Genomic DNA, 24,865 nt, shown 5'->3' with positions numbered 1-24,865 from the left:
GTCGCGTTGACCCTACATAGGCGTATTCGATCCTCGGATCGGCGGCGGGCATTGCCGAGCAGCGGCAAGGCGGGAAAGAATTTGCTGCCGGGGGCGTGCGGGGCGATAGAATCGTTCCAGACGCCCCGAAATGCTGCCGTTTCGCCGGGGCGGAGCCCTCAGATGGCCTCGCCCTGGAGGAGCCGCGGCGAGGCGCCGGAATGCAGGCCGGCGGCCTGGCCGATGAAGAAATCCTTCAGCCGCGGGGTGCGGTCGACCAGCGACAGGCCGAAGCTGCGCGCCGCGCGCAACAGGCCATTGTCGTTGGAAAACAGCCGGTTCAGGACGTCGGTGGTGATGCCCATCTGCACGGTGTCGAAGCGCCGCCAGCGCTGGTAGGTCTGCAAGGTGTCGAGGGCGCCGATGTCGAGCCCGAGGCGGGCGGCCTCGACGACGGTCTCGGCCAGCGCCGCGGCGTCCTTGAAGCCGAGATTGAGGCCCTGCCCGGCGATCGGGTGGATGCCGTGGGCCGCATCGCCGGCCAGCGCGATGCGCGGCCGCACGAAGTCGCGGGCGAGCGTCAGGCCGAGCGGAAAGGCGCGGCGGCCTCCTTCGACGGTCAGGGCGCCCAGCTTGTGGCCGAAGCGCTGCTCCAGCTCCAGTTCGAACATCATGTCGTCGGAGGCGACGAGGCGGTCGGCCTCGCGGGTCGGCTCGGTCCAGACCAGCGACGAACGGTTGCCCTTCAGCGGCAGGATGGCGAAGGGACCGGAGGGGAGGAAATGCTCCTCGGCGCGGCCGTGATGCGGACGCTCGTGGGCGACGGTCGCGACGATGCCGGACTGGCCGTAATCCCAGTGGACGGTGCCGATGCCGGCCATGTCGCGGATCGCCGAGCGCACGCCGTCGCAGGCGACGAGAAGTCGCGCCTCGATGGCGCCGCCGGAGGCGAGTTTGACGCGGATCGAGGCCGGCTTCTGGTCGATGCCGGACACCGCGGTGGCCGCGCGGATCTCGATGCCGAGCGCGTCGGCACGTTTGCGCAGGGCGCCGTTCAGGGCGACATTGGGCAGCATGTGAGCGAAGGGCTCGCCCGGTCGCGCCTCGCCGCCGAAGGTCAGGAAGACCGGCCGCACCGGATCGGAGGTGCGGGAATCGGTAACGATCATCTCGGTGATCGGCTGGGCCTCGTCGGCGACCTCCTGCCAGATGCCGAGCTGCTCCAGCATGCGGATGGCGGCGGCGGCCACGGCCGAGGCGCGGCCGTCGCGCTGCCAGACGCCCTCGGGTGCGGCGTCGACGAGGACGATCTTCAGAGACGGCGCGGCATCCGCGATCGCCACCGCCGTCGTCAGGCCGACATAGCCGGCGCCGGCGACCACGATGTCGGCGTGCTCGGGCTGGGAATCGGCAAGGGTGTCGTCGGACATGCAAGGCTCCTGATATCGCGCACGCGCGAGGGCGGCGGGGCAGATTCGGTCCGAAACCGGTTGACCATCTGCCGGTTTGTGGTGCAACGCCGGGTCAGGCGAACGGCGGCGATCTGTCCGCGTACCGGAGTGAATCTAGGATGACAGAGGCCGTTGAAAAGCTCCTCGAGACCCTCGACCTGGAGCGGATCGAGGAGAATCTCTTCCGTGGCACCAGTCCGGACCAGAGCTGGCAGCGGGTCTTTGGCGGCCAGGTGATCGCCCAGGCGCTGGTCGCCGCGCAGCGCACCGTGCCGGCCGACCGCTTCTGTCATTCGCTGCATTCCTACTTCATGCGTCCCGGCGACCCCGCCACCCCGATCATCTACGACGTCGACCGGATCCGTGACGGCGGCTCCTTCACCACCCGCCGGGTCGTCGCCATCCAGCACGGCCACGCGATCTTCTCGCTGTCGGCCTCTTTCCAGAAGGACGAGGAGGGGCTGGACCATCAGGCGACGATGCCGGACGTGCCGGGGCCGGACGAGGTGCCGCATGGCGAGGATCTGAACCAGACGATCCTGAAGCGGGCGCCCGAAGCGGTGCGGCGCTACTGGGAGCGGCCGCGGCCGATCGAGTTCCGGCCGATCTCCTTCGACCACTATCTGACGACCGACAAGCTGGAGCCGGTGCAGCGGGTCTGGGTGCGCTGCCCGGGCGAAATCGGCGACGACCGCGCACTGAATGCGGCGGTGCTGGCCTATCTATCGGACATGACGCTGCTCGACACCTCGCTCTTCGCCCACGGCCTGTCGGTGTTCGACAAGCGCATCCAGGCCGCCAGCCTCGACCACGCCATGTGGTTCCACCGGCCGGTGCGGGTCTCCGACTGGCTGCTCTACGCCCAGGACAGCCCGTCCTCCTCCGGCGCCCGCGGGCTGACCCGCGGCTCGCTCTATTCCGCCGACGGCGTCCTGACCGCCTCGGTCGCGCAGGAAGGGCTGATCCGGCCGCGCCGGGGCGCCTAGAAAACCATCACGACCGCCCGATCTGCACATAAAACATGCAGGTCGGTCTGATGCCGGGTGCCTGAAAAAGTGGCGCCCGAGGGCCCTGGCCAGAAAAATCGCTTGGTTGGCGGTTGTTCGGCCCGTTTGGCACGGACCTTGTTTTCCTCTGAGTCAGTCAACCGTCGGGCGCATGACGCTCCCGGCATTCGCTGGCTCAACTCGGCGGTGCTCCCAGCCGCCCAAGGTTCGAGGTGAACATGAAAATCGTGATGGCGATCATCAAGCCATTCAAGCTGGACGAGGTGCGCGAAGCACTGACCGGCATAGGCGTCCAGGGGCTGACGGTCACCGAGGTCAAGGGCTACGGGCGCCAGAAGGGCCACACCGAGATCTACCGCGGAACCGAATACGCGGTGAGCTTCCTGCCCAAGCTGAAAATCGAGGTCGCGGTCGCGGTCGATCTGGTCGACCGGACGGTGGAGGCGATCCAGACCGCCGCCAAGACCGGCCAGATCGGCGACGGCAAGATCTTCGTCTTCGGCATCGACCAGGCGGTCCGCATCCGGACCGGCGAAGTCGACGTCAACGCACTGTGAGAGGAAGCGACCGGACCATGAAGTTCACGAAACTCCTATTCGCCGCCGGCACGCTGACCGGCCTGGCGGCCACCGCCGCCTTCGCCCAGGACGCCGCGCCTGCTGCGGCCGAAGCTGCGGGCCAGGGCTCCGACGCTGCCGCGGCGGCCGTCGCCTATGCGACCGAGCCGAACGTCGCCTACATCTTCAACACCCTGCTGTTCCTCGTGGGCGGCTTCCTGGTGATGTGGATGGCGGCGGGCTTCGCCATGCTCGAGGCCGGCCTCGTGCGTTCCAAGAACGTGTCGATGCAGTGCCTGAAGAACATCGCGCTCTATTCCATCGCCGGCATCATGTACTGGATCGTCGGCTACAACCTCATGTACACCGGCGTCGACGGCGGCTATTTCGGCTCCTTCGGCACCTACAGCTTCGACGCTGTGGGCGGCAACAACCTCGCCACCGGCTATTCGACGGCCTCCGACTGGTTCTTCCAGATGGTCTTCGTGGCCACCGCCGCCTCGATCGTCTCGGGCACGCTGGCCGAGCGCATCAAGCTGTGGCCGTTCCTCGCCTTCACGGTCATCCTGACCGGCTTCATCTACCCGATCGCCGGTTCCTGGCAGTGGGGCGCCGGCTGGCTGTCGGTGATGGGCTTCTCCGACTTCGCCGGTTCCACCCTCGTCCATTCGGTCGGTGGCTGGGCTGCACTGGCGGGCGCGCTGCTTCTGGGCGCACGCAAGGGTCGCTTCACCGCTGACGGTCGCGGCGTCGCCATGCCGGGTTCGTCGATCCCGCTCGCCACGCTGGGCACGTTCATCCTGTGGCTCGGCTGGTTCGGCTTCAACGGTGCATCGCAGCTCGCCATGGGCACGATCAACGACGTGTCGGACGTGTCGCGCATCTTCGCCAACACCAACCTGGCCGCGGCCGGCGGCGTGGTCGCCACGCTGATCCTGCTGCAGGTCATCTACAAGCGGGTCGACGTGACCATGGTGCTGAACGGCGCCCTGGCGGGTCTCGTCTCGATCACGGCGGAGCCGCTGCAGCCGTCGCCCCTGTCGGCGATCCTGATCGGTGCCGTCGGTGGCGTGATCGTGGTCTTCGCGGTGCCGCTGCTGGACAAGCTGAAGATCGACGACGTGGTCGGTGCGATCCCGGTCCATCTGCTTGCCGGTATCTGGGGTACGATGGCTGTGCCGCTGACCAATGCGGAGACGAGCTTCAGCGTGCAGCTGATCGGCGTTCTCGCCTACGGTGTCTTCACCTTCGTCGTCAGCCTGGTGGTCTGGGCGATCCTGAAGGCGGTGATGGGCATCCGGGTCAGCGAGGAGGAAGAGGCGCTTGGCCTCGATCGAACCGAGGTGGGCGTGGAAGCCTATCCGGAGTTCTCGGTCGGCCGCGCCTGATCCGATCCTGCCGAACGATGCGAGAAGGGGGCCCTTGTGGCCCCCTTTTCACGTTCGGGGCGCCGATGCCAAACACGTGACCGGTATGCCTAACAAAGCGTCACTCTGGGCGCGAAACAGGCAGATTGCGCAGCCCTGGCGGCGGATATGGCGTCAGATCGGCCAGTTTTAAGGCGCTGCGCGCTGCTTCGGGGATATGGCACGGCTTTTGATTGTCTGCCCGCGGGAGCGCCGCGACGCTTCCTCTCCGGCCCCTTCAGGGGCGCACTGGAAAGAAGAGCGACATGGTCACCACTTCCCGTCTGAAACGCCATCTGCCGGCTCTCGCCGCAGGCCTCGGCCTTGCCGCGGCGCTTGCCTGTCCGGCGCTGGCCCAGGAGGCCGCGGTGGCTGATGCGGCTGCGGCGGCAGCGCCCGTCGTCGAGAAGGGCGACGTCGCCTGGATGATGACCGCGACGCTGCTCGTCCTGTTCATGACACTGCCGGGCCTGGCGCTGTTCTATGGCGGGCTGGTGCGGGCCAAGAACATGCTGTCGGTGCTCATGCAGTGCACCGTCATCGCCGGCGTCGTGATGATCATCTGGGTGGTCTACGGCTACTCCATGGCGTTCGGCGGCGGCACCAGCCCTTACTGGGGCGGCTTCGGCAAGCTGTTCCTTGCCGGCGTGACCGTCGATTCCACCGCGGCCACCTTCACCGACGGGGTCGCGCTGCCGGAATATCTGTTCATCGCCTTCCAGATGACCTTCGCGGTCATCACGCCCGCCCTGATCGTCGGCGCCTTCGCCGAGCGCATCAAGTTCTCGGCGGTGATGCTGTTCACCGTGCTCTGGGTGACGCTGGTCTATTTCCCGATCGCCCACATGGTGTGGGACGGCTCGGGCCTGATCTTCAACTGGGGCGCGCTCGATTTCGCCGGCGGTACCGTCGTCCACATCAATGCCGGCATCGCGGCGCTGGTGGGCTGCCTGTTCGTCGGCAAGCGCGCCGGCTTCGGCCGCGACATGATGGCCCCGCACTCGATGACGCTGACCATGGTCGGCGCTTCGATCCTGTGGGTCGGCTGGTTCGGCTTCAACGCCGGCTCGAATCTCGAGGCGACCGGCGGCGCGGTGCTGGCCATGCTGAACACCTTCACCGCCACGGCCGGCGCGCTGGTCGCCTGGTGCGTGATCGAGACGATGATGCGCGGCAAGGCCTCGATGCTGGGCGCAGCCTCCGGCATCGTCGCCGGCCTCGTCGCGGTGACCCCGGCCTGTGGCACGGTCGGGCCGGTCGGAGCGATCGTGCTCGGCGCGATCTCCAGCGGCATCTGCTACTTCTTCGTCGATGTCGTGAAGAACAAGTTCGGCTATGACGACAGCCTCGACGTCTTCGGCATCCACGGCGTCGGCGGCATCGTCGGGGCGATCGGCACCGGCATCTTCACCGCGCCCTGGCTGGGCGGCACGGGCGATGCGGACTTCTCCATCGCCGGGCAGACCATGATCCAGATCTGGGCCGTCCTCGTCACCATCGTGTGGTGCGGCGTCATCTCGGCGATCCTGTTCAAGCTCGTCGACATGGCCGTGGGGCTGCGGCCGACCGCCGAGGCCGAGCGCCAGGGCCTCGATCTCGCCTATCACGGCGAGGTCGCCTACCACTCCTAAGCCATCCTCCCAAGGCTGACTCGACGGGGACGGGCGCAAGCCCGTCCCCGTTGGCGTTTGCAAGGGGAGGCGGCCGGCGCCGCCCTCAAAGAAGCTCGCGGTATTCGGGATGGCGGCGGAACTGCGCCTGAACGTAGGAGCATTGCGGCACCACGGTCACGCCGGCGCCGCGGGCCCAGTCGACCGCCGCGGCCAGAAGTTTCGCGGCGATGCCCTGGCCGCGTTCGCTGGCCGGCACATAGGTGTGTTCGAAGATCGCCGTCGTCTCGCCGGCCATCGTGTAGGTCAGCTCCGACTTGCCGCCCGGCGTCGAAAAGCGGCCCTTGCCGCCGTGATTCTCGTGGCGAATGTCCATGCCTTTGCTCCATCTGTCACTGTCGGCCGCGACATGGGAGGCAAGGCTGGCCGTGGCAAGCCGGAGGCGGTTCCGGCGGGCTTTGCCGCAGCCGCCGCAACTTCCTCTTAAGCTTAAACGGGTCTTAACCAGCCGCGCCTACTCTCCGCGCAAGCAGTGGACCCGCCGCTTCGGGCCGGTCCGCGACGACGAGACAGGCAGGACACGATGGCATCGACGGCGAGTGGCGACAGCCAAACTTCCTTCATCCGGCGGCAGGGCGAACTCTGCGGTGCGGCAGGTCTGATCGGCCTGGCGGCCTATCTGGGCGTCGCCTGCGCCACCTGGACGGTCAGTGATCCGTCGCTGAGCCAGTCGAACCAGAACATGGTCGAGAACTGGGCCGGTCCGGCCGGTGCCGTGGTCGCCGATCTCGCCATGCAGATCTTCGGCCTGGGCGCGGCGCTACTCGTCGCGCTGCCGGCGATCTGGGGCCTTCTGTTCCTGTCCGGTCTGTCCGTCGATCATATCTGGCGCCGCGCCTGGTACGCGCTGGCCGGCATCGTTCTCGCCTCGGCGGCCCTCGGCTGCCTGCCGGCCCCGGCCGGTTGGCCGCTGCCGATCGGGCTTGGGGGCGTGGCCGGCGACATCGTGCTGAAATTCCCGGCGCTGGCCACCGGCGCCTATCCGAGCGGCTTTCTCGGCTTCGTCTTCGCGGTGATGATCGCCGCGCCGGCCGGCTGGCTGTTCCTCAACGGCGCCGGTCTGATCGATCGCAACCGCGCCAGGCCCGTGGCGGACACTCGCCGCCGTCCCGTCGAGGATGAGGACGAGGAGGCCGGCGAAAGCCGCGTGGCGCTGGCCATCGGCGCTTTGGCCCATACCGCCTATTCGGTCCGCTCTTCGGTGCAGCGTCACCTCGAAGCCCGGCGCGCCGCGCGCGAGCCGGCGGAATTCGGCGATCGCTTCGACGACTGGCAGGACGACGATTTCGCGACGCCGCAGGCCGCGCAGCAGCCGCAGATGCAGAGCGGGCGCGAGATCCGCGTCGCGGCGCAGGTCGAGACCGGCGCCGGATATCACGACCCGATGGCGGATTATCCCGAGGATGACGGCATGACCGATGCCGGCAACTGGCAGGATGACGTGCCCTATGGCGACGAGCCGGCGGCCTATGACGGCAGCTTCGACGAGGCGCAGCCGGCCCTCGGCGACGATGCCATGGTAGTCGGCCCCGCCGACCGCGTGTCGCCCAACGCCGCACCGATTCCCGAGGAGAACGGCGGCTGGCGCGGGCTTCTGGCCGGCAACATCGTCGCCTTCCCGGGCCGCAAGGCGCCGGCCGCCGAAGCGCCGCGCAGCGAGCCACGCGGCCGTGCCGAAGGGCAGGGCGCACCCGCCCGGCCGCCGCAGCGCGCCGCAGCCCCGCAGCCCGATGCCGGCGTGCGCGTCGTGCCGCAGGCCACCGTCACCGCCGAACAGCAGCGCCTGCGCACCGGCTCCGGCCGCGCCACGGCCCTGAAGCCGGTCACCACGGTCGCCGACCCGGTGCGCTTCGAGCTGCCGTCGATCGAATTCCTGACGCCGCCCAAGCCGCGCAGCCGCGACAGCTCGCTGTCGCCCGAGGCGCTGCAGGAGAATGCCCGCCTGCTCGAAGGCGTGCTGGAGGATTTCGGCGTCAAGGGCGAGATCATCGAGGTCCGTCCGGGCCCGGTCGTCACCCTCTACGAACTGGAGCCGGCACCCGGCATCAAGTCGTCGCGCGTCATCGGCCTGTCGGACGACATCGCCCGCTCGATGAGCGCCATCGCCGCCCGCGTCGCGGTCATTCCCGGCAAGAACGCCATCGGCATCGAGCTGCCGAACCAGCGTCGCGACACGGTCTATTTCCGCGAGATGATCGGCTCCGACGCGTTCATCCAGAACAAGGCCAAGCTGCCGCTGGCGCTGGGCAAGACCATCGGCGGCGAGCCGGTGATCGCCGACCTCGCCAAGATGCCGCATCTGCTGGTGGCCGGTACCACCGGCTCGGGCAAGTCGGTGTCGATCAACACCATGATCCTGTCGCTGCTCTACCGGATGACCCCGGCCGAGTGCCGCCTGATCATGATCGACCCGAAGATGCTGGAACTGTCGATCTATGACGGCATCCCGCATCTCTTGGCCCCGGTGGTCACCGACCCCAAGAAGGCGGTCGTCGCGCTGAAGTGGACCGTCCGCGAGATGGAGGACCGCTATCGCAAGATGTCCAAGGTCGGCGTGCGCAACATCGACGGCTTCAATGCCCGGGTGAAGGCCGCCATGGAGAAGGGCGAGACGATCTCGCGCACGGTCCAGACCGGCTTCGACCGCGAGACCGGCGAGCCGATCTTCGAGACCGAGGAATTCGACCTGTCGCCGCTGCCCTACATCGTCGTCATCATCGACGAGATGGCCGACCTGATGATGGTCGCGGGCAAGGACATCGAGGGCACGGTGCAGCGCCTGGCGCAGATGGCCCGCGCCGCCGGCATCCACGTCATCATGGCGACCCAGCGCCCGTCGGTCGACGTCATCACCGGTACGATCAAGGCCAACTTCCCGACCCGTATCTCCTTCCAGGTGACCTCGAAGATCGACTCGCGCACCATTCTGCAGGAGCAGGGCGCCGAGCAGCTCCTGGGCATGGGCGACATGCTGTTCATGGCCGGCGGCGGCCGCACCCAGCGCGTCCACGGCCCGTTCGTCGACGACGCCGAGGTGGAGGACATCGTCAATCACCTGAAGAGCCAGGGCGTGCCGGACTATCTCGACTCGATCCTCGAGGAGGACGAGGAAGATGGCGGCGACAGCGGCTCCGGCGGCGGTTCGGGCGGCGGCGAGCCGGACGAGGGCGCCGACCTCTACGACCAGGCGGTGGCGATCGTCCTGCGCGACGGCAAGGCCTCTACCTCCTACGTCCAGCGGCGGCTGTCGATCGGCTACAACCGCGCCGCCTCGATCATCGAGCGGATGGAGCGCGAGGGCGTCGTCGGCGCGGCCAACCACGCCGGCAAGCGCGAGATCCTGGTGCCGACCGAAGACGACCGCATGTGATCGCCGGAGGGCGCGCGAAACAAGGCCAGTGCGCCGCACGCGCGCCCCATTGCTCCCCCAGACTGACGTCCAAGGAAGGGCCCCCCGCGCCGAAACGGCTCCGGGGCCCTATATCCCCCGCATGAGACGAAGGGCGGACTTCGGAACAAGGGAAGTATCCATCACCATGGCCAAGACATTCGACATTATCTCCCGCTTCGCCACGACCCGCGCCCTGGCTGCGACGCTTGCCGTCGCCGCGGTCTGCGGTCCGATGGCGGCCGGTCCTGCCGCGGCGCAGGCCGGCGCCCAGCAGATCGCCGATCATTTCGCCGGCATCCCCTCGATGCACGGCGATTTCGTGCAGTTCGATCCGAACGGCCGGCAGACCGAGGGCAAGTTCTATATCGAGAAGCCCGGCAAGGTGCGCTTCGACTACACCCAGCAGCCGCTACGGGTGATCGCCGACGGCTCCACCGTGGCGATCAACAACAAGAAGCTGAACACCTGGGACACCTATCCGCTGTCGAAGACGCCGCTTAAGCTGCTGCTCGACCGGCGGATCGACCTCTCCCAGGCGAATATCCAGAGCGTCAAGGAAGAGCCGGACCTGACGACGATCGTCATGGGCGACAGCTCGATCTTCGGCAATTCGCGGATCACGCTGATGTTCGATCCGAAGAGCTACGAACTCAAGCAGTGGACGATCCGCGACCAGCAGGGCAAGGACACCACGGTGATGATCTACAACGTCAAGCATGGCGGGGACATCGCCGAATCGACGTTCAAGATCCCCTATACCGCGATCGCCCAGGGCCAGACCGGCAACTGACGCGGCCCGCGTCGCGGGGCTGGCAAGCCTAGCCCTGCGGCGCTTCGCCGGTTCACGCTTCGGCGGCCGCGGGCACGATCCCGCGGCGCCAAGACCGGCATCGCCCTGCGTATCGCAGCGCAATATCTTGCTCGAAACAGGTTTTTCATGGTTACCCGGTGTTAATCAAAAGATTAACGCAAGACGGGTGGCCTGAAACGATCCGTCCTCCGACTGGATTAACCGCTCGACGACTGCTGTTCGGCAGTCACGAGAAAAGGAGGCAGTCATGAGTGCAGCAAACCCTCGGATCATCCTTTCTACTCTTCTTGTCGGATCGGCGCTTGCGGTGGCGTCGCCCGCACTGGCGCAGATTGGCGCGGGCGTCGGCGCCTCCGTCGGCGGGGTCAGTGCCGGCGTGGGCGCGTCGGTCGGTGGCGGCGGCGGCATCAGTGCCGGGGCTGGCGCCTCGGCCGGAGGCCATGACGGCGGCGGTGTCGGCGCGGGCGCCGGCGCATCGGTTGGCGGAGGCAATGGCGTCAACGCTGGTGCGGGGGCCTCGGTCGGTGGCAGCAGCGGCGTCAACGCGGGGGCCGGTGCATCCATCGGTGGCGGCAATGGCGTGAACGCCGGTGTCGGGGCCTCGGTTGGCGGCGGCAGCGGCGCCGATGCGGGCGTGTCTGTCGCCCTTGGCGGCCAGAACGGCATCGACACGAACGGCCGCGTCTCCCTTGGCGGCACGGCGCAGCAGCCGGGCGGCACCGCCGTGCCCGCGCCGACCGGCCCGCAGATCCCCAATCCGGGCGCCGCGCAGGGCTTCGACGGAGACGAGGCGCGCTATCATGCGGCCTTCGAGGGCATGTCGCGGTCGGAGCAGACGGCGATGGTGCGCCGCTGCGCCGGCATCATGGCCGATCCGAACGCCTTCGACCGCGGTCTCGTGGCGCTCTGCAAGGTCGTGCAGCAGGTCCGCTGATCGGCCTTCGGCTGGAGTGGGGCCGCGGCACGGCGGCAGGACTGTGCCGGCCTTCGGCTTCTTCGCCATACCGTACCGGACCGGCGCCGCCTCGTGCGGCGCCGGTTGCATGAGCGGGCAAGACTTGAACGGTGCCGGCAGGCCGCCTAAGCGGGGGCCCCATCGTGTTTTCGCCGGAACTGCCCATGCCCTTCACCATCGCGACCTGGAACATCAATTCGGTGCGCCTGCGCATGCCCCTGGTGCAGCGGCTCCTGGAAGAGCGGCAGCCGGACATCCTGTGCCTGCAGGAGACCAAGTGCCCGAACGACCAGTTTCCGGAAAAGGCCTTCAAGGCGCTCGGCTACGAGCACATCGCGATCCATGGCCAGAAGGGCTATCACGGCGTCGCCACGGTCTCGAAGCAGCCCTTCGACGACATCGTGCGCCAGGATTTCTGCCAGATCGGCGATGCGCGCCATCTGTCGACGCGGCTGAGCATCGGCGGGCGGCGGCTGCGGGTGCACAATTTCTATGTGCCGGCGGGGGGTGACGAGCCGAATCCGGAGGTCAACGTCAAGTTCAAGCACAAGCTCGACTTCATCGAGGAGATGAGGCTGATCAGCGCCGAGGCCGAGCCGGGCGTCTCCTCGCTGCTCGTCGGCGATCTCAACATCGCCCCCTTCGAGACCGACGTCTGGTCGCACAAGCAGCTTCTGAAGGTGGTCTCGCATACGCCGATCGAATGCGAGGGGCTGCTGAGGGCGCAGGCCGACGGGCGCTGGACCGACCTGATGCGCCATCACGTGCCGATGGACGAGCAGCTCTTCACCTGGTGGAGCTACCGTTCCAAGGACTGGGCGGCGTCCAATCGCGGCCGACGCCTCGACCATATCTGGGGATCGCAGGACCTCGCGCCGGCCCTGACCACGATCGACGTGATGAGCGCCGCACGCAGCTGGGAGCGGCCCTCCGACCACGTGCCGGTGCTGGCGAGCTTCAACATCGATTAAGTTAGGGAACGGGCGCCCCTTGCGGGCGCGGCCCTGGGTTCAACTCGTGAAGCGGTGTTCCATGGCGAGGATGTCGCCGGTCATCTCGGCCAACCGGGCCTTCAGCTTGGCGTGAAGACCGGCGGCGTAGTCGGGATATTCTTCCAGCATGCGCCGGAACAGCGGCCGGGTGATGCGGATCAGCTCGCAGTCGGTCAGCGTGCGGGCGCTTGTCGGGCGACGGGTCTCGGTGATCAGGGCCATTTCGCCCAGAAGCGTGCCGGGGCCGTAGGTGCCGACGACGATCTGGCGCTCCGGCCGGCCGCGCAGCAGCGCGATCTCGCCCGACACGATGACCAGACCGGCATCGGAGCGGGCATCCTCGCGGAACACGAACTCGTCGCGGTGCAGCCGCCGGCGCTCGGCGCCAAAGGCCAGCAGCCGCAACTGGTCGGCATGCAGATCCTCGAACAGGGGCACGTTGCGCAGGACGGCGATGTCGCTTTCGAGACTCATCTGGTCGGCGCACCGATCTCCTGCCGGGTTCGCGGCGGCCCGTTGACCAGCACCGTCGCAGCTCTGGCTGCCCGTCGTTTCGTTGCCCGGCGCAGCCGGACCTGTTTCCCCGCCAAGGGAGCGTTAGCGAATGGTTATACGGGAGCGGCGAATTGATGGAAACTCACGACCTGCCGCTTCCGACCGGCAGGCAGCGCTCATCCGCAGCTTTCCGGGGCGGCCAGCATCAGGGGACGAGCTTGTAGCCGCCGGATTCGGTGATCAGGATCCGCGCACTGGACGGGTCCGCCTCGATCTTCTGGCGCAGCCGGTAGACATGGGTCTCCAGCGTGTGGGTGGTGACGCCGGAATTGTAGCCCCAGACCTCCTCCAGCAGCACGTCGCGGGTGATCACCCGGCGGTCGGCGCGGTAGAGATAGCGGATGATCGCCGTCTCCTTCTCGGTCAGGCGGATCTTGCCGCCCTTGTCGTCGAGAAGCACCTTCTGGCTGGGCTTGAAGATGTAGGGGCCGACCTGGAAGGTGGCGTCCTCGCTGTTCTCGTGCTGGCGCAGCTGGGCGCGGATGCGGGCCAGCAGCACGGCAAAGCGGAACGGCTTGGTGACGTAGTCGTTCGCCCCCGCCTCGAGGCCGAGAATGGTGTCGGCGTCGGTGTCCTGGCCGGTCAGGATGATGATCGGCGCCTTGAACCCGGTCTTGCGCAGGACCTTCACCGCCTCGCGGCCGTCCATGTCGGGCAGGCCGACATCCATCACCACGAGGTCGATCAGCCCGGCCCGCGCGGCATTGATGCCCTTGGTCGCGTCGGGCTCCTGCAGGACCGTGAACTCCTCGTGGAGGGAGAGCTGGTCGGCCAGGGTCTGCCGAAGATCGGTGTCGTCATCGACGATGAGAATGCTGCGTACGCTCATGCGATATCGTCGCCCGGTTTTCTCTGCCGTCGCGCCGACGGAGCGGCTCGCGGCTGTAACAATTCGTGATAGACATAGGCGGTTTTCCCGCCGTGTCATGGTCCAGTTGCGAATGATTCCAAAAAAACCGGTGCTGATGGTCCGGCGCGCGCCCGGCAATCCCCGTCGCGGCATCCTGTGTGCCGGGCCTTTGCGCCTGCCCTGCGCGCTCGGCCGGTCGGGCACGACGATCTTCAAGCGCGAAGGCGACGGCGCGACGCCGGTCGCCGCGATGGACGTGCTGTCGGCCTGGCACCGGCCGGGCCGGATGGCGCGCCCGGCCGCGCCGTTGCCGATCCGGCGGATCCGGGCCGATGTGGACGGATGGTGCGACGCGCCCAACCACGCGGCCTACAATCGCCATGTCCGGCTGCCGTTTCCGGCGAGTGCCGAGCGAATGGCGCGTGCCGACCGCCTCTACAATTTCGTCGTGGTGCTCGACTGGAACATCCGGCAGCGCGGCCGGGGCCGCGGCAGCGCGATCTTCCTGCATGTCGCCAAGCCCGGCTATCCACCGACGCAGGGCTGCGTCGCGGTGGCGCCGGCCGACATGCTGCGGCTGGCGCCGTATCTGAGGCGCGGCGCAAGGCTGGTGGTGCAGCGCTGACGCGCGGCGTTCTTCAGCGGCCCGACAATTCGTCACATGCAACCGCGTGCGAGCCTGCGGAGTTGACCCGTCAGGCTTACGGTTTGCCGGGAGTGGCTCCTGAGCTCTCCTGACAGGTTGCATGGAGACGGACATGGAACGCAGCGAAAACACCGACAATCCGACCATCGAACAATATGACCAGCCGACCGGCGGCTGGGGCTCGGTCAAGTCGCTCCTGTCCCACGCCAAGGACGAGGGCATGCTGGCGTCCACCCTGTGGGCGACCCTGCAGAAGCAGAACAAGGCCGACGGCTATCAATGCGTCTCGTGCTCCTGGGCCAAGCCCGCCGAGCCGCATACCTTCGAATATTGCGAGAACGGCGCCAAGGCGACGATCTGGGAAACGACGCCGAAGCGTTGCGACCGCGAGTTCTTCGCGAAGCATACGGTGAGCGAGCTTCTGGAGTGGACGGACCACGATCTGGAGAAGCAGGGCCGGCTGACGACCCCGATGCGCTACGACCGCACGCTCGACCAGTATGTGCCGGTGAAGTGGGAGGACGCCTTCCGTGAGATCGCCGCCGAGCTCAACGCCATCGATCCGAAATCGGCGGTGTTCTACGTCTCGGGCCGCGCCGCGCTCGAGACCTCGCATATGTGGCAGCTGATGGCGCGGATCTACGGGTCCAACAACCTGCCCGACTCCTCCAACATGTGCCACGAATCCACGTCGGTCGGCCTGCCGGAATCGATCGGCTCGCCGGTGGGCACGGTCACGCTGGACGATTTCGACCAGTGCGACATGATGTTCTTCTTCGGCCACAACACCGGCACCAATGCGCCGCGGCTGCTGCACTGGGTGCAGGAGGCGCGCAAGCGCGGGGCGCCGGTGATCACCTTCAATCCGGTGCTGGAGCGCGGCCTGATGCGCTTCAAGAACCCGCAATCGCCGACGGAGATGTTGTCCCCCGACGAGGGGACGAAGATGTCGAGCGACTATTACCAGGTGCGCGGCGGCGGCGACATCGCGGCCATGACCGGCATCGCCAAGGCGGTCTTCGCCCTCGACGATGCGGCCCGGGAGACCGGCCGGTCGCGAGTGCTCGACGTCGATTTCATCGAGACGCATTGCCACGGCTTCGACGAGTTCGAGCGCTTCGTGCGGCAGGCGGACTGGGACGAGATCGTGCGCTGCTCCGGCCTGCCGCGGGACGAGCTGGAGCATGTCGGCCGGGTCTATGCGAAGGCCGAGAAGGTCATCGGCAATTACGGCATGGGCCTCACCCAGCACCGGCACGGCATCGAGAACGTGCAGATGCTGGTCAACCTCCTCCTGATGCGCGGCATGATGGGCAAGCCGGGCGCCGGCATCTCGCCGATCCGCGGCCATTCCAACGTGCAGGGCCAGCGCACCGTCGGCATCACCGAGAAGCTGAAGCTGATCCCGGTGGAAAAGTTCGAGGAGTTCTACGGCTTCACGGTTCCCAAGGAAGACGGTCTCGACACGATCGGAACCTGCGAGGGCATTCTCGACGGATCGGTGAAGGCCTTCGTGGCGCTGGGCGGCAATTTCTCCCGCGCCATTCCCGACACGGCCCGCATGGAGGATGCCTGGCGGCGTATGCGCCTCAATGTCCAGATCTCCACAAAGCTGAACCGCAACCACCTGCTGACGGCGGAGATCAACTACATCCTGCCCTGCATCGGCCGCATCGAGCGCGACACGCAGGCGAGCGGGCCGCAGACGGTTTCCATGGAGGATTCGACCGCCTGCATCCATGCCTCCTTCGGCCACCGCGAGCCGGCGTCGCGCGAGCTCCTGTCGGAGCCCAAGATCGTCGCCGAACTCGCCAAGGCGCTGGTGCCGGGCAAATCGACCGTGCCGTGGGATGAATGGGTCGGCGACTACGCCAAGGTCCGCGACGCGATCGAGCGGGCCTATCCGACCGATTTCCGCGACTTCAACAAGCGCATGGGCACGCCCGGCGGGTTCCATCGCGACATCGGCGCCTCCTATCGCGAATGGCGCACGGAATCCGGCAAGGCGAATTTCCTCACCCCGGACACCTTCGACGTCGACCCGGACATCGACACGACCAGCGCCGATGTCCTGAAGCTGATCACCCTGCGCTCGAACGATCAGTTCAACACGACGATCTACGGCTATGACGACCGTCTGCGCGGGGTGTTCGGCACCCGCATGGTCATCCTGATGAACGAGGAGGACATGCAGCGGCTGGGTCTTCGGAACGACGACCGCGTCGATGTCCAGACCCATACCGACGACGGGATCGTCCGCAAGGTCGAGGATTACCGGGTCCATGCCTGGGCGATGCCGAAGGGCAATTGCGGCGGCTATTACCCGGAACTCAACGCCCTGCTGCCGCTCTGGCACCATTCCAGGCGGGCCCATGTGCCGGCCGCCAAGTCGATCCCGGTGCGGCTGACCAAGCGGGGCCGGCAGGCCGCGGCCTGAGCCGGGTCCCGGTCTTCCGCCGCTGACGGCCCGGAAATCATGCGCAGGACGGGTGCCTGGCGATCAGGCGCCCGTCCACTGCCAGACATTGGTGCGCTTGATTTCGGCGTCTTCCAGGGCCCGAGTGACCGGCACTTCGTAGGTCGCCAGCCGGCTGACGCGATCGGCCGGCAGATAGGCCCGACCCGGATCGCCGACGAGAATAGCGATGCCCTGGGCACCCAGCCGGTCGAACCACGGCGTGATCCGCCGGGCCATGTCCGCGTCGAAGAAGACGTCGCCGGCAAGCATGATGTCGGCCTGCGGGATCTCGCCGATGATGTCGCGCGCTTCGAAGCCGACCGGTGTCTCGTTGAGGGCGGCATTGAGGCGGATCGCGGCGGCACAGAACGGGTCGATGTCGTAGCCGGTGACGGCGGCCGTGCCGGCACGCGCGGCGGCGATGGCGACGAGCCCGGAGCCGGTCGCGAAATCGGCGACGCGCCGGCCCCGAACGATCTCGGGATGGTCGAGGACATGGCGGGCGAGCGCCTGTCCGCCGGCCCAGGCAAAGGCCCAGAAGGGCGGCGGCAGGCCGATCGCGTCCAGTTCCGCCTCGGTCTTCAGCCACAGGTCATGCGCCTCGTCGGCCAGATGCAGCCGGATTTCCGGGACATGGGGCGGAGCGAGGATCGCCGTGTTGGCACGGATGAAGCGCTCGGCGTCGGCGGGGACAATGCGATCCTTCATGCCGGAAGGCCGGGCTGTACGGGCGATGAAAAAGCGGGGCCGCCGAAGCGGCCCGCACCGTCTTTAAGGAAACCGATCAGGCTTCGTTCTTCACGCGATCGCTTTCGGCGCGCAGCTTGTCGATCAGGATCGACGCATCGGCCTTGCTCAGCGTCTCGTCGAAGGGGTGGCCCGTCTCCTCGCAGAGGGTCTTGAGATAGGACCCCTGTGCCCCGGTCATGGGCTCGCCGCCCGTCGTCCAGGTTTCGGGGTCCTTCTCGGTGTTCGAGCCGGTGTCGACCTTGGCGTTCGCAGTATCCATGACGTGTCTCCGAAGATTGTGTTGTTCCGGAAATGTTCATGGCGCGGCTCCGTTCCCGCGACAGCACCGTTGCGCCGTCGCTGCGGCTATTTGCCCATGGCCCTGGCGGGGTCGAGCCCGCCCATCTCGCAGACTTTGCGGAACTCGTCCGGTTCGACCGGCTGCACCGACAGGCGGGAATTGTTGACCAGCACCATGTCCTTGAGCGCCGGCTCGGCCTTCACCGCATCGAGGGTCACCGGATTGGGGACGTCCATCACCGCCTTGATGTCCACGCACTCCCACTTGCCGTCCTTGGCGGTGGAATCGGGATGGGCCTCGGCGATCACCTCGACGATGCCGACGACGGCCTTGCCCTCGTTGGAATGGTAGAAGAAGCCGCGGTCGCCGACCTTCATCTCGCGCATGAAATTGCGGGCCTGGTAGTTGCGGACCCCGTCCCACTCCTGCCCCTTGTCGCCGGCCTTCTTCTGATGGTCGAAGGACCATTTGAACGGCTCGGACTTGAACAGCCAGTAGCGCATGCCCTCGCTCATGCCGTCGCTGCCGGGTTCTTGATGGCCCAGTTCCACGGGCGGACATCGACCTTGGCGAAGAGCCCGGCCAGCGCATAGGGATCCTTCGCCGCGGTCGCCTTCGCTGCCTCCAGCGAGTCCGCCTCGATCACCACCAGACTGCCGCAGGGCTTGTCGTCGGGGCCGAGGAACGGGCCGGCGAATTTCAGCCCGTCGCCGAGACCGTGCAGGAACGCCAGATGGTCGGCGCGGGTGTCGAGGCGCAGCTGCAGGCTGTCCGGCTTGTCGTCGCAGAGAATGGCAAAGAGCATCGGGTGATCCTTGTCTGGTGGGTCAGAAAAACGGCACGCGAGCGACAGCCCGGTGCCGCGGGTTCAAACGGTTTCCCGCTTCAAAGGGCGGGCGAGCAGGGCCTCGATCGCCGCGTCGATGTCGAGCTGACCGGCGAGAATGGCGGCGACGGTGGCGATGATCGGCGCGTCGATGCGGTGCTCCTGCGCCAGGCGGGCGGCGATCTCGGCGGTGAACACGCCCTCGGCGAGCTTAAGCCCGGCGCGGTCGTCGCCGCGGCCGAGCGCCATGCCATAGGCGAAGTTGCGCGACTGGGCGCTGGAGCAGGTCAGCACCAGATCGCCAAGGCCGGAGAGGCCCATCAGCGTGTCGGGCCGGCCGCCGAGCGCCGCGCCCAGACGTCGCAGCTCGACGAAGCCGCGGGTGACGATGGCGGCCTGGGCGGAGGCACCGAGGCCGCGGCCGGCGACCGCGCCGGCGGCCAGCGCCAGGACGTTCTTCAACGCGCCGCCCGCCTCGACGCCGCGCATGTCGGCGGTGGCATAGCCGCGAAAGGTCTCGGTCGATAGACGCCGCGCCGCCGCGTCGGCGGCCTCTTCGGTCTCGGCCGCGATGGTCACCGCAGTGGGCAGGCCGCGCGCCACGTCGGCGGCAAAGCTCGGGCCGGAGAGGACGGCGAGGGGGCGGCCCGGCAGCACCTCGGCCAGAACATCGGTGGCAAAGCGGCCGGTCTCGCGCTCGATGCCCTTGGAGCAGAGGATCGCTAGGGCGTCGGAGGCAATGTGCGGGGCGAGATCGGCGGCGACGGTGCGCAGGCTCTGGGCCGGCACAACGAAGAGGATGGTGCGGGCGCCGGCGAGGGCTTCGGCCGGGTCCGTGGTGGCGGTGAGGCCCGCCGGCAGCGGCGTGTCGGGCAGATAGCGCGGGTTGCGCCGGCTCTCGTTGATGGCGGCAACGGTCCCGGCGTCGCGGGCCAGGATCCGCGGCGCGTGGCCGGCCCGGGCATAGAGGCAGCCCAGCGCCGTGCCCCAGGCGCCGCCGCCGATGATGGCGAAGTGGCTCATGCCTTGGCTCCCCGTCGGCCGAAGCCGATCATCGGCGCCGAATCCCCGTCCAGGGGCCAGCGCGAGCGCACCGGCGCGTCGAGACCATCGACCATGCCGGCCTCGAAACGCTCCAGCCCGGCATAGGCGATCATCGCGGCATTGTCGGTGCACAGCGCCAGCGGCGGCGCGACCAGCCGAACGCCGGTCCGTGCAGTCTCGACCTCGAGCGCGGTGCGGATCGCCCGGTTGGCGGCGACGCCGCCGGCCACTGCCAGCACCGGATCGGCCAGATCGGGAAAGCGGTCGCGGAACTGCGTCAGGGCGCGGCCGACCCGGTCGGCAAGGCTGTCGGCAGCGGCAGCCTGGAAACCGGCGCACAGATCGTCGACATCGGTCGGCGACAGCGGCGCGGCGGCCTGGGCCGCCATGCGCAGGGCCGTCTTCAGGCCGGAGAAGGAGAAGTCCAGCCGCGGATTGCCCTTCATCGGGCGCGGCAGGGCAAAGCGCTTCGGATCGCCCGCCGCCGCGCGCCGCTCGACATGCGGCCCGCCGGGATTGGGCAGGCCAAGCAGCTTGGCGGTCTTGTCGAAGGCCTCGCCCAGCGCGTCGTCGATGGTCGTGCCCCAGCGCTCATAGGCGCCGAGCCCGCGCACCAGCACGATCTGGCTGTGGCCGCCGGAGACCAGCAGCAGGAGATAGGGATAGGCGAGGCGGTCGGTCAGGCGCGGCGTCAGGGCGTGGCCTTCGAGATGATTGATCGCCAGGAAGGGCAGCCGGCGCGCTGCGGCGATCGCCTTGCCGGTCATGGCGCCGACGATCAGGCCGCCGACAAGGCCGGGGCCGGTGGTCGCCGCGACGGCGGAGAGCTCGTCGAAACCGATGCCGGCCTCGTCCATCGCCGCCTTCACGATGCCGTCCAGCGCCTCGACATGGGCCCGCGCGGCGATCTCCGGCACGACACCGCCGAAGGCGGCATGTTCCTCGACCTGGCTCAGCACCACATTGGACAGGATCACCGGCGCGCCCGCATCGTCGCGCCCGACGACCGACGCGGCGGTCTCGTCGCAGCTCGTCTCGATGCCGAGGATCAGGGGGCGGGGCGGATTGGCAGGCGTCACGTTCGGTCCGGGCGGTAATGGCGTGCTGCCGACATAGGCGATCGGCGCGCGTCCCGCCACCGTCGATCGCCGCTCGGAACCGGTCACCGGCGGTCGAAATTCCGGCCCGGACGGTTCCGGTGGGCGCTCGCCCGCCCTATGAACGAGCCGACGACATGCAAAGCGAACTGACGGGACAGACCATGGCCAGCGACATCATCCGGATCGGCACGCGCGGCAGCCAGCTTGCCAAGGCGCAGGCGAGCGAGGTGCGCGCCCGCCTGATGGCGGCGCACGATCTGCCGGAGGAGGCCTTCGAGATCGAGGTGATCTCGACCACCGGCGACCGCATCCTCGACCGGCCGCTGTCGGAAGTCGGCGGGAAGGGGCTGTTCACCAAGGAGATCGAGGCGGCGCTGATCGACGGGCGCATCGACATCGCGGCCCATTCGTCCAAGGACATGGCCACCGCCTCGCCGGAGGGGCTGGAGGTCTCCGCCTATCTGCCGCGCGAGGATGTCCGCGACGCCTTCATCGGCCGCACGGCGGCGACCATCGACGAACTGCCGCACGGGGCGACCATCGGCTCGGCCTCGCTGCGCCGCCAGTCGCTCCTGAAGCGGATGCGCCCGGATCTGAAGGTGATTACCTTCCGGGGTAACGTCCAGAGCCGGCTGCGCAAGCTGGAAGAGGGCCAGGTGGATGCCACGCTGCTGGCGCTGGCCGGCCTGAACCGCATGGCGATGCAGGACGTCGCGACGGAAATCCTCGAGGTCGAGCGCTTCCTGCCGGCGCCGGGGCAGGGGGCGATCTGCATCCAGAACCGGATCGGCGACGAACGGGTGCACGGCCTCGTCGCGGCGATCGCCGACCCGCGGACGACGGTGGCGCTGACCGCCGAGCGGGCCTTCCTCGCCGAACTCGACGGGTCCTGCCGCACGCCGATCGCCGCCCATGCGGTGCTGGCCGAGGACGGCACGGTCACCCTGCACGGCATGATCCTGACGCCGGACGGCAGCCGGATGCACGAGACCCGGCGCACGGGCATCGCCACCGATGCCGAAGCGCTGGGCCGGTTGGCCGGCCGCGACGTGCTGGACGCGGCGGGGCCGGGCTTCTTCGACGGCTGGGGCGCCTGACGCGGCGCGGCCGGCCATGGCCCGGGTGCTGATTCTGCGCGCGGCGGACGCGGCCGTGCAGACGGCCGAGGCGCTCGCCAAGCGCGGCCATCGGCCGCTCGTTCTGCCGGTGGAATCGATGCGGACGATCGGCGGCCCCGCTCCGACAGGCGACTTCGCCGCGCTTGCCGCGACCAGCATGCGCGCGGTGCCGGCCCTGGCGAAGGCGTTTCCGGGCGATGGGCGCCCGGTCTTCGCCGTCGGTGAGCGGACCGGCTCGGCGCTGCGGGCGGCCGGCTTCACCGATGTGCGGGGTGCCGCGGGGGAGGCCGGGGATATGGCCCGATTGGCCCGGGGCGCAGGGCTCGGCGAGACCGCGACGATCCTCTATGCCGCCGGACGGCCCCGCACCGGAACATTGGAAACCGCGCTGGCCGCTGCAGAAATCGACTGCCGCGTTTGGGAGGTCTACGAGACGGTGGCCCATCGCCCGAAGCGGAGCGCCGTCGCGGCTGTCCTGCATGACGGGCCGCCCGACGCAGTGCTGCTTTTGTCGGCCGGGCAGGCGACGGCCTATGGCGAACTGGTCGCGACCTGTCCCGATCTCTTCCAGCCAGCGCCGAAGATCCTGGCGCTCTCGGCGCGAATTGCCGCGGCTTTGCCCACGAATCTCGCCGAAACGGTTCGCCTATCTGACGACACCCGGCTTGCCTCGCTTTTCGAACGGCTCGACTAACCTAGTTGAAGGATCAGGTCTGATGCGGCGCTTGCGCGGCCCGTGCGAATGAAGGACGAATAGCGTGAATGCGTGCGGTGCGGAAATCGACCGATATCCCTGCCAAGCCCGGTGAGAATGGAGCAGTTTCGATGACCAACCGTCCCCGGCGCTCAAGGCCGAGCAAGACGCGCGGCCAGACGATCGATCTCAAAGCGGAAAAGAACGAACCGGTGACCGACAAGAAAAACGACGACACCGGCGCGACGGCATCTGCCAAGCCCGCCGGCCCGACCGACGCATCGAAGGATGGCAAGACGGCGCCGAAGAGCGGCGCTGCGTCCACGGCGTCCGCCGGCACGGCGAAGAGCGAGGTGAAGTACACCTCGAGCCGCGGTGCGAGCGAGCCCAAGACCGGCGATGCGTCGGCATCGGGTACGGCCGGGACCGGTGCGGCCAAGGCCGAGCCGTCGAAGCCGGCAACGGCAGCGACATCGTCGCCGGTCGCCAAGTCCGCCAGCGATCCGAAGGCCTCCGACAAGACCGGCTCCGCCAGCGCCGCGACCGCTGCGACGTCGGCTTCGGCCAACGCCGCGACCGGCGCCAAGGCGAGCGATGCGAAGGCGGCAACCGCACCGGCATCCTCCGCAACGACTGCAAAGCCATCGAGCACGACCGCGTCCCCGGCTGCGACCACCGCGACCGCGAAGCCGGCAACGCCTGCAACGGGTGGTGCGGCCGCAACACCGGCATCGGGCGGCGCGACGTCAACACCGACGACGGGATCGGCGACCGGCAGCCCGGTAGCCACCGCGGGCAAGGACGCATCGAAGCCTGCGGCTTCCAGCGGCGCGGCTTCGCCGACGTCCGCCTCCTCCGGTTCGGCACCATCCTCCGCAAGCGGTGGGTCCGCGACCACCGGCAGTTCGCCTGCCAAGCCGACATCCACCCCGGCATCGGCAACCGCATCGGCTGCAACCACCGGCAAGCCCGCCTCGACGGGTTCGGGCGGCACCGGTTCGACCACGGGTGCTGCGCGGCCGGCATCGGCAACGCCAGCCACGACCGGCAGCACGGCTCCCGGCAGCAAGCCAGCGTCCGCCGCAACGGGGTCCACGACGTCCTCGTCCGGCAGTTCCAGCACGAGCGCCGCGTCGCGCACGACCGGCACCACGGGTCCATCGACGGGCCGCACGACGACATCGGCGGCGACCGACCGGTCCTCCGGGCTCGGCTTCGGCGGTGCGGCGGCGGCAGGCCTCGTTGGCGCGATCGTCGCCCTGGTGGGCGGCGCCGCGCTGCAGTCGGCCGGCTATCTGCCGAATTTCGGTACGAGCGAGCAGACCACCGGCGAAAGCTACGCCAGCCAGAGCGCGCTGCAGGATCTGGACGGCGAAGTGGCGGCCCTGCGCGAGCAGTTCGCGGCGCTGCCGGCGACGCCGGCCGGTGATGGTGCGGACACGCAGGCCCTGACGGGCCGCGTCGATGCGCTGGAACAGGCCGCAGCCGCACCGGCGGACGACAGCGCTGCGCAGGCAGCCGAGGCGGCCCGCACGGCCGCCGAGGGTGCGACCCAGACCGCGACGGCTGCCCAGCAGGCTGCCGATCAGGCCGGCCAGACCGCCAGCGCCGCGCAGGAGGCGGCGAATGCGGCCCAGTCGAGCGCCGATGCCGCCGCCAAGGCGGCGAGCGACGCGCAGGCGACGGCGGCCAGCGCGCAGGAAGGGATCGCCGGCATCAACGAGACGATTTCCGGCTTCGACAGCCGGATCGCCACTGTTGAAGCGCGCAACTTGCAGGCTTCCAAGGCCTTCGCGGCAGCCAATCTGAAGGCCGCGATCGATGCGGGCGGGCCGTTCATGCAGCAGCTCGAGAATTACGCGCAGATCGCCGGTGGCGAGGGCGCGACGGAGGAGTTGCGGGCCCTTGCAGCGGACGGCGTGCCGACCGAGCGCGAGCTGGCGACGCGCTGGCCCGAGGTCGAGGACCGCATCGCCAGCCAGCTGACGCCGGTTGCACCGGATGCGCCGGTGGGCGACCAGCTCCTGTCGGGCCTGCGCTCGCTGGTGCAGGTGCGACCGGTCGAGCCGTCGGCTTCGGCTGAGCCCGGCGAAGGCGGACCGAACGAAAGCCTGGCACGGCTCGACGCGGCCATCGGCGCGGGCGATCTGTCCGCCTGGACCGCCGAATGGCAGACGCTTCCCGACGCGGCCAAGGAGGCCAGCCAGGATTTCGCCGATCAGGTCGAAGCCCGGCAGACCGCCGACCGGGTCATCGCCGACGCGCTTGCGTCGGCCACGGCGCCGGCTCAGCCGGCTGCCCAGGACAATCAGGGCTAAGGAACAG

24 protein-coding genes are annotated in these 24,865 nt (G+C 68.6%); 13 read left to right on the top strand and 11 right to left on the bottom strand.

What is annotated here, in order from left to right:
• Positions 1 to 158: 158 nt before the first annotated feature.
• Positions 159 to 1,409: a ubiquinone biosynthesis hydroxylase gene (locus J3367_RS14265; protein ID WP_024351939.1), complete on the bottom strand. Its 1,251-nt coding sequence runs from the start codon at positions 1,407 to 1,409 to the stop codon at positions 159 to 161.
• Between the two features lie 140 nt (positions 1,410 to 1,549).
• Here J3367_RS14265 and tesB point away from each other — a divergent pair, with 140 nt between their 5' ends.
• The 4 genes from tesB (at position 1,550) to J3367_RS14245 (ending at position 6,031) form a co-directional block, all read left to right on the top strand.
• Entirely contained in the window at positions 1,550 to 2,416 is an 867-nt protein-coding gene (gene tesB, locus J3367_RS14260; RefSeq protein WP_024351938.1) for an acyl-CoA thioesterase II, read from the top strand.
• Positions 2,417 to 2,655: 239 nt separating this feature from the next.
• Positions 2,656 to 2,994 (top strand): P-II family nitrogen regulator, encoded by a 339-nt coding sequence (locus J3367_RS14255; RefSeq protein WP_029703667.1) that lies wholly within the window; start codon positions 2,656 to 2,658, stop codon positions 2,992 to 2,994.
• Between the two features lie 17 nt (positions 2,995 to 3,011).
• Positions 3,012 to 4,382 (top strand): ammonium transporter, encoded by a 1,371-nt coding sequence (locus J3367_RS14250; RefSeq protein ID WP_024351937.1) that lies wholly within the window; start codon positions 3,012 to 3,014, stop codon positions 4,380 to 4,382.
• A gap of 284 nt (positions 4,383 to 4,666) precedes the next feature.
• Complete coding sequence (locus J3367_RS14245; protein ID WP_024351936.1) at positions 4,667 to 6,031, top strand: ammonium transporter; 1,365 nt, start codon at positions 4,667 to 4,669, stop codon at positions 6,029 to 6,031.
• Between the two features lie 85 nt (positions 6,032 to 6,116).
• Here J3367_RS14245 and J3367_RS14240 read toward each other — a convergent pair whose 3' ends face one another.
• Positions 6,117 to 6,386, bottom strand: a complete 270-nt coding sequence (locus J3367_RS14240; protein WP_024351935.1) for a GNAT family N-acetyltransferase — start codon at positions 6,384 to 6,386, stop codon at positions 6,117 to 6,119.
• Positions 6,387 to 6,593: 207 nt separating this feature from the next.
• On the opposite strand from J3367_RS14240, the gene J3367_RS14235 reads away from it, so the two are divergent.
• The 4 genes from J3367_RS14235 (at position 6,594) to J3367_RS14220 (ending at position 12,198) form a co-directional block, all read left to right on the top strand.
• Positions 6,594 to 9,440, top strand: coding sequence for a DNA translocase FtsK (locus J3367_RS14235; protein ID WP_024351934.1), 2,847 nt, complete (start codon positions 6,594 to 6,596; stop codon positions 9,438 to 9,440).
• A 166-nt stretch (positions 9,441 to 9,606) separates the two neighbouring features.
• Positions 9,607 to 10,251, top strand: a complete 645-nt coding sequence (locus J3367_RS14230; protein ID WP_024351933.1) for an outer-membrane lipoprotein carrier protein LolA — start codon at positions 9,607 to 9,609, stop codon at positions 10,249 to 10,251.
• Positions 10,252 to 10,519: 268 nt separating this feature from the next.
• Positions 10,520 to 11,206, top strand: a complete 687-nt coding sequence (locus tag J3367_RS14225) for a hypothetical protein (RefSeq protein WP_024351932.1) — start codon at positions 10,520 to 10,522, stop codon at positions 11,204 to 11,206.
• 185 nt (positions 11,207 to 11,391) lie between these two features.
• Positions 11,392 to 12,198 carry an exodeoxyribonuclease III gene (locus J3367_RS14220; protein ID WP_024351931.1) on the top strand — a complete coding sequence of 269 codons (807 nt, stop codon included), beginning with the start codon at positions 11,392 to 11,394 and terminating at the stop codon, positions 12,196 to 12,198.
• 39 nt (positions 12,199 to 12,237) lie between these two features.
• Here J3367_RS14220 and J3367_RS14215 read toward each other — a convergent pair whose 3' ends face one another.
• Together J3367_RS14215 and J3367_RS14210 are read right to left on the bottom strand one after the other, a co-directional pair.
• On the bottom strand, positions 12,238 to 12,693 hold the full coding sequence (locus tag J3367_RS14215; RefSeq protein WP_024351930.1) for a cyclic nucleotide-binding domain-containing protein: 456 nt from the start codon (positions 12,691 to 12,693) through the stop codon (positions 12,238 to 12,240).
• Between the two features lie 226 nt (positions 12,694 to 12,919).
• Positions 12,920 to 13,603 carry a response regulator transcription factor gene (locus J3367_RS14210; protein ID WP_009211447.1) on the bottom strand — a complete coding sequence of 228 codons (684 nt, stop codon included), beginning with the start codon at positions 13,601 to 13,603 and terminating at the stop codon, positions 12,920 to 12,922.
• A 112-nt stretch (positions 13,604 to 13,715) separates the two neighbouring features.
• On the opposite strand from J3367_RS14210, the gene J3367_RS14205 reads away from it, so the two are divergent.
• Both J3367_RS14205 and J3367_RS14200 read left to right on the top strand, forming a co-directional pair.
• Positions 13,716 to 14,249, top strand: a complete 534-nt coding sequence (locus J3367_RS14205) for a L,D-transpeptidase family protein (protein ID WP_024351929.1) — start codon at positions 13,716 to 13,718, stop codon at positions 14,247 to 14,249.
• Between the two features lie 133 nt (positions 14,250 to 14,382).
• Positions 14,383 to 16,707: an FdhF/YdeP family oxidoreductase gene (locus tag J3367_RS14200; protein WP_024351928.1), complete on the top strand. Its 2,325-nt coding sequence runs from the start codon at positions 14,383 to 14,385 to the stop codon at positions 16,705 to 16,707.
• 63 nt (positions 16,708 to 16,770) lie between these two features.
• Here J3367_RS14200 and J3367_RS14195 read toward each other — a convergent pair whose 3' ends face one another.
• From J3367_RS14195 to tsaD, 6 genes are all read right to left on the bottom strand, one after another.
• Complete coding sequence (locus J3367_RS14195) at positions 16,771 to 17,436, bottom strand: class I SAM-dependent methyltransferase (protein WP_029703661.1); 666 nt, start codon at positions 17,434 to 17,436, stop codon at positions 16,771 to 16,773.
• 76 nt (positions 17,437 to 17,512) lie between these two features.
• Positions 17,513 to 17,737, bottom strand: a complete 225-nt coding sequence (locus J3367_RS14190; protein WP_024351926.1) for a DUF3072 domain-containing protein — start codon at positions 17,735 to 17,737, stop codon at positions 17,513 to 17,515.
• Positions 17,738 to 17,823: 86 nt separating this feature from the next.
• Entirely contained in the window at positions 17,824 to 18,261 is a 438-nt protein-coding gene (locus J3367_RS14185) for an EVE domain-containing protein (RefSeq protein WP_024351925.1), read from the bottom strand.
• 8 nt (positions 18,262 to 18,269) lie between these two features.
• Positions 18,270 to 18,563 carry a YciI-like protein gene (locus tag J3367_RS14180; RefSeq protein WP_024351924.1) on the bottom strand — a complete coding sequence of 98 codons (294 nt, stop codon included), beginning with the start codon at positions 18,561 to 18,563 and terminating at the stop codon, positions 18,270 to 18,272.
• A 63-nt stretch (positions 18,564 to 18,626) separates the two neighbouring features.
• On the bottom strand, positions 18,627 to 19,607 hold the full coding sequence (locus tag J3367_RS14175) for an NAD(P)H-dependent glycerol-3-phosphate dehydrogenase (RefSeq protein ID WP_024351923.1): 981 nt from the start codon (positions 19,605 to 19,607) through the stop codon (positions 18,627 to 18,629).
• Positions 19,604 to 20,680 carry a tRNA (adenosine(37)-N6)-threonylcarbamoyltransferase complex transferase subunit TsaD gene (gene tsaD / locus J3367_RS14170; RefSeq protein WP_024351922.1) on the bottom strand — a complete coding sequence of 359 codons (1,077 nt, stop codon included), beginning with the start codon at positions 20,678 to 20,680 and terminating at the stop codon, positions 19,604 to 19,606. The genes J3367_RS14175 and tsaD overlap by 4 nt, the downstream gene beginning before the upstream one ends.
• A gap of 209 nt (positions 20,681 to 20,889) precedes the next feature.
• Between tsaD and hemC the strand changes: the two genes are divergently transcribed.
• Both hemC and J3367_RS14160 read left to right on the top strand, forming a co-directional pair.
• Positions 20,890 to 21,825 (top strand): hydroxymethylbilane synthase, encoded by a 936-nt coding sequence (gene hemC, locus J3367_RS14165; protein WP_024351921.1) that lies wholly within the window; start codon positions 20,890 to 20,892, stop codon positions 21,823 to 21,825.
• Positions 21,826 to 21,841: 16 nt separating this feature from the next.
• Entirely contained in the window at positions 21,842 to 22,540 is a 699-nt protein-coding gene (locus J3367_RS14160; RefSeq protein WP_024351920.1) for a uroporphyrinogen-III synthase, read from the top strand.
• A 13-nt stretch (positions 22,541 to 22,553) separates the two neighbouring features.
• Here J3367_RS14160 and J3367_RS14155 read toward each other — a convergent pair whose 3' ends face one another.
• Positions 22,554 to 23,693 carry a hypothetical protein gene (locus J3367_RS14155; protein WP_024351919.1) on the bottom strand — a complete coding sequence of 380 codons (1,140 nt, stop codon included), beginning with the start codon at positions 23,691 to 23,693 and terminating at the stop codon, positions 22,554 to 22,556.
• A gap of 109 nt (positions 23,694 to 23,802) precedes the next feature.
• On the opposite strand from J3367_RS14155, the gene J3367_RS14150 reads away from it, so the two are divergent.
• Complete coding sequence (locus J3367_RS14150; RefSeq protein ID WP_024351918.1) at positions 23,803 to 24,858, top strand: COG4223 family protein; 1,056 nt, start codon at positions 23,803 to 23,805, stop codon at positions 24,856 to 24,858.
• The last annotated feature ends 7 nt before the right edge of the window (positions 24,859 to 24,865 follow it).

This window comes from Aurantimonas sp. NFXS3, from assembly GCF_049132005.1.
Lineage (GTDB): Bacteria > Pseudomonadota > Alphaproteobacteria > Rhizobiales > Rhizobiaceae > Aurantimonas > Aurantimonas coralicida.
Note: the sequence above shows the minus strand (reverse complement) of the source record. Positions and strands in the feature narration are given on the sequence as shown.

Coding starts and splice junctions, on each gene's coding strand:
- J3367_RS14215 (WP_024351930.1), bottom strand. CDS start 12,693: ATGAGTCTCGAAAGCGACATCGCCGTCCTGCGCAACGTGCCCCTGTTC.
- J3367_RS14265 (WP_024351939.1), bottom strand. CDS start 1,409: ATGTCCGACGACACCCTTGCCGATTCCCAGCCCGAGCACGCCGACATC.
- J3367_RS14195 (WP_029703661.1), bottom strand. CDS start 17,436: ATGAAGGATCGCATTGTCCCCGCCGACGCCGAGCGCTTCATCCGTGCC.
- J3367_RS14230 (WP_024351933.1), top strand. CDS start 9,607: ATGGCCAAGACATTCGACATTATCTCCCGCTTCGCCACGACCCGCGCC.
- J3367_RS14210 (WP_009211447.1), bottom strand. CDS start 13,603: ATGAGCGTACGCAGCATTCTCATCGTCGATGACGACACCGATCTTCGG.
- J3367_RS14245 (WP_024351936.1), top strand. CDS start 4,667: ATGGTCACCACTTCCCGTCTGAAACGCCATCTGCCGGCTCTCGCCGCA.
- J3367_RS14240 (WP_024351935.1), bottom strand. CDS start 6,386: ATGGACATTCGCCACGAGAATCACGGCGGCAAGGGCCGCTTTTCGACG.
- J3367_RS14200 (WP_024351928.1), top strand. CDS start 14,383: ATGGAACGCAGCGAAAACACCGACAATCCGACCATCGAACAATATGAC.
- J3367_RS14205 (WP_024351929.1), top strand. CDS start 13,716: ATGATTCCAAAAAAACCGGTGCTGATGGTCCGGCGCGCGCCCGGCAAT.
- J3367_RS14185 (WP_024351925.1), bottom strand. CDS start 18,261: ATGCGCTACTGGCTGTTCAAGTCCGAGCCGTTCAAATGGTCCTTCGAC.
- J3367_RS14255 (WP_029703667.1), top strand. CDS start 2,656: ATGAAAATCGTGATGGCGATCATCAAGCCATTCAAGCTGGACGAGGTG.
- J3367_RS14180 (WP_024351924.1), bottom strand. CDS start 18,563: ATGCTCTTTGCCATTCTCTGCGACGACAAGCCGGACAGCCTGCAGCTG.
- hemC (WP_024351921.1), top strand. CDS start 20,890: ATGGCCAGCGACATCATCCGGATCGGCACGCGCGGCAGCCAGCTTGCC.
- J3367_RS14175 (WP_024351923.1), bottom strand. CDS start 19,607: ATGAGCCACTTCGCCATCATCGGCGGCGGCGCCTGGGGCACGGCGCTG.
- J3367_RS14160 (WP_024351920.1), top strand. CDS start 21,842: ATGGCCCGGGTGCTGATTCTGCGCGCGGCGGACGCGGCCGTGCAGACG.
- J3367_RS14220 (WP_024351931.1), top strand. CDS start 11,392: ATGCCCTTCACCATCGCGACCTGGAACATCAATTCGGTGCGCCTGCGC.
- J3367_RS14235 (WP_024351934.1), top strand. CDS start 6,594: ATGGCATCGACGGCGAGTGGCGACAGCCAAACTTCCTTCATCCGGCGG.
- J3367_RS14190 (WP_024351926.1), bottom strand. CDS start 17,737: ATGGATACTGCGAACGCCAAGGTCGACACCGGCTCGAACACCGAGAAG.
- tesB (WP_024351938.1), top strand. CDS start 1,550: ATGACAGAGGCCGTTGAAAAGCTCCTCGAGACCCTCGACCTGGAGCGG.
- J3367_RS14250 (WP_024351937.1), top strand. CDS start 3,012: ATGAAGTTCACGAAACTCCTATTCGCCGCCGGCACGCTGACCGGCCTG.
- J3367_RS14225 (WP_024351932.1), top strand. CDS start 10,520: ATGAGTGCAGCAAACCCTCGGATCATCCTTTCTACTCTTCTTGTCGGA.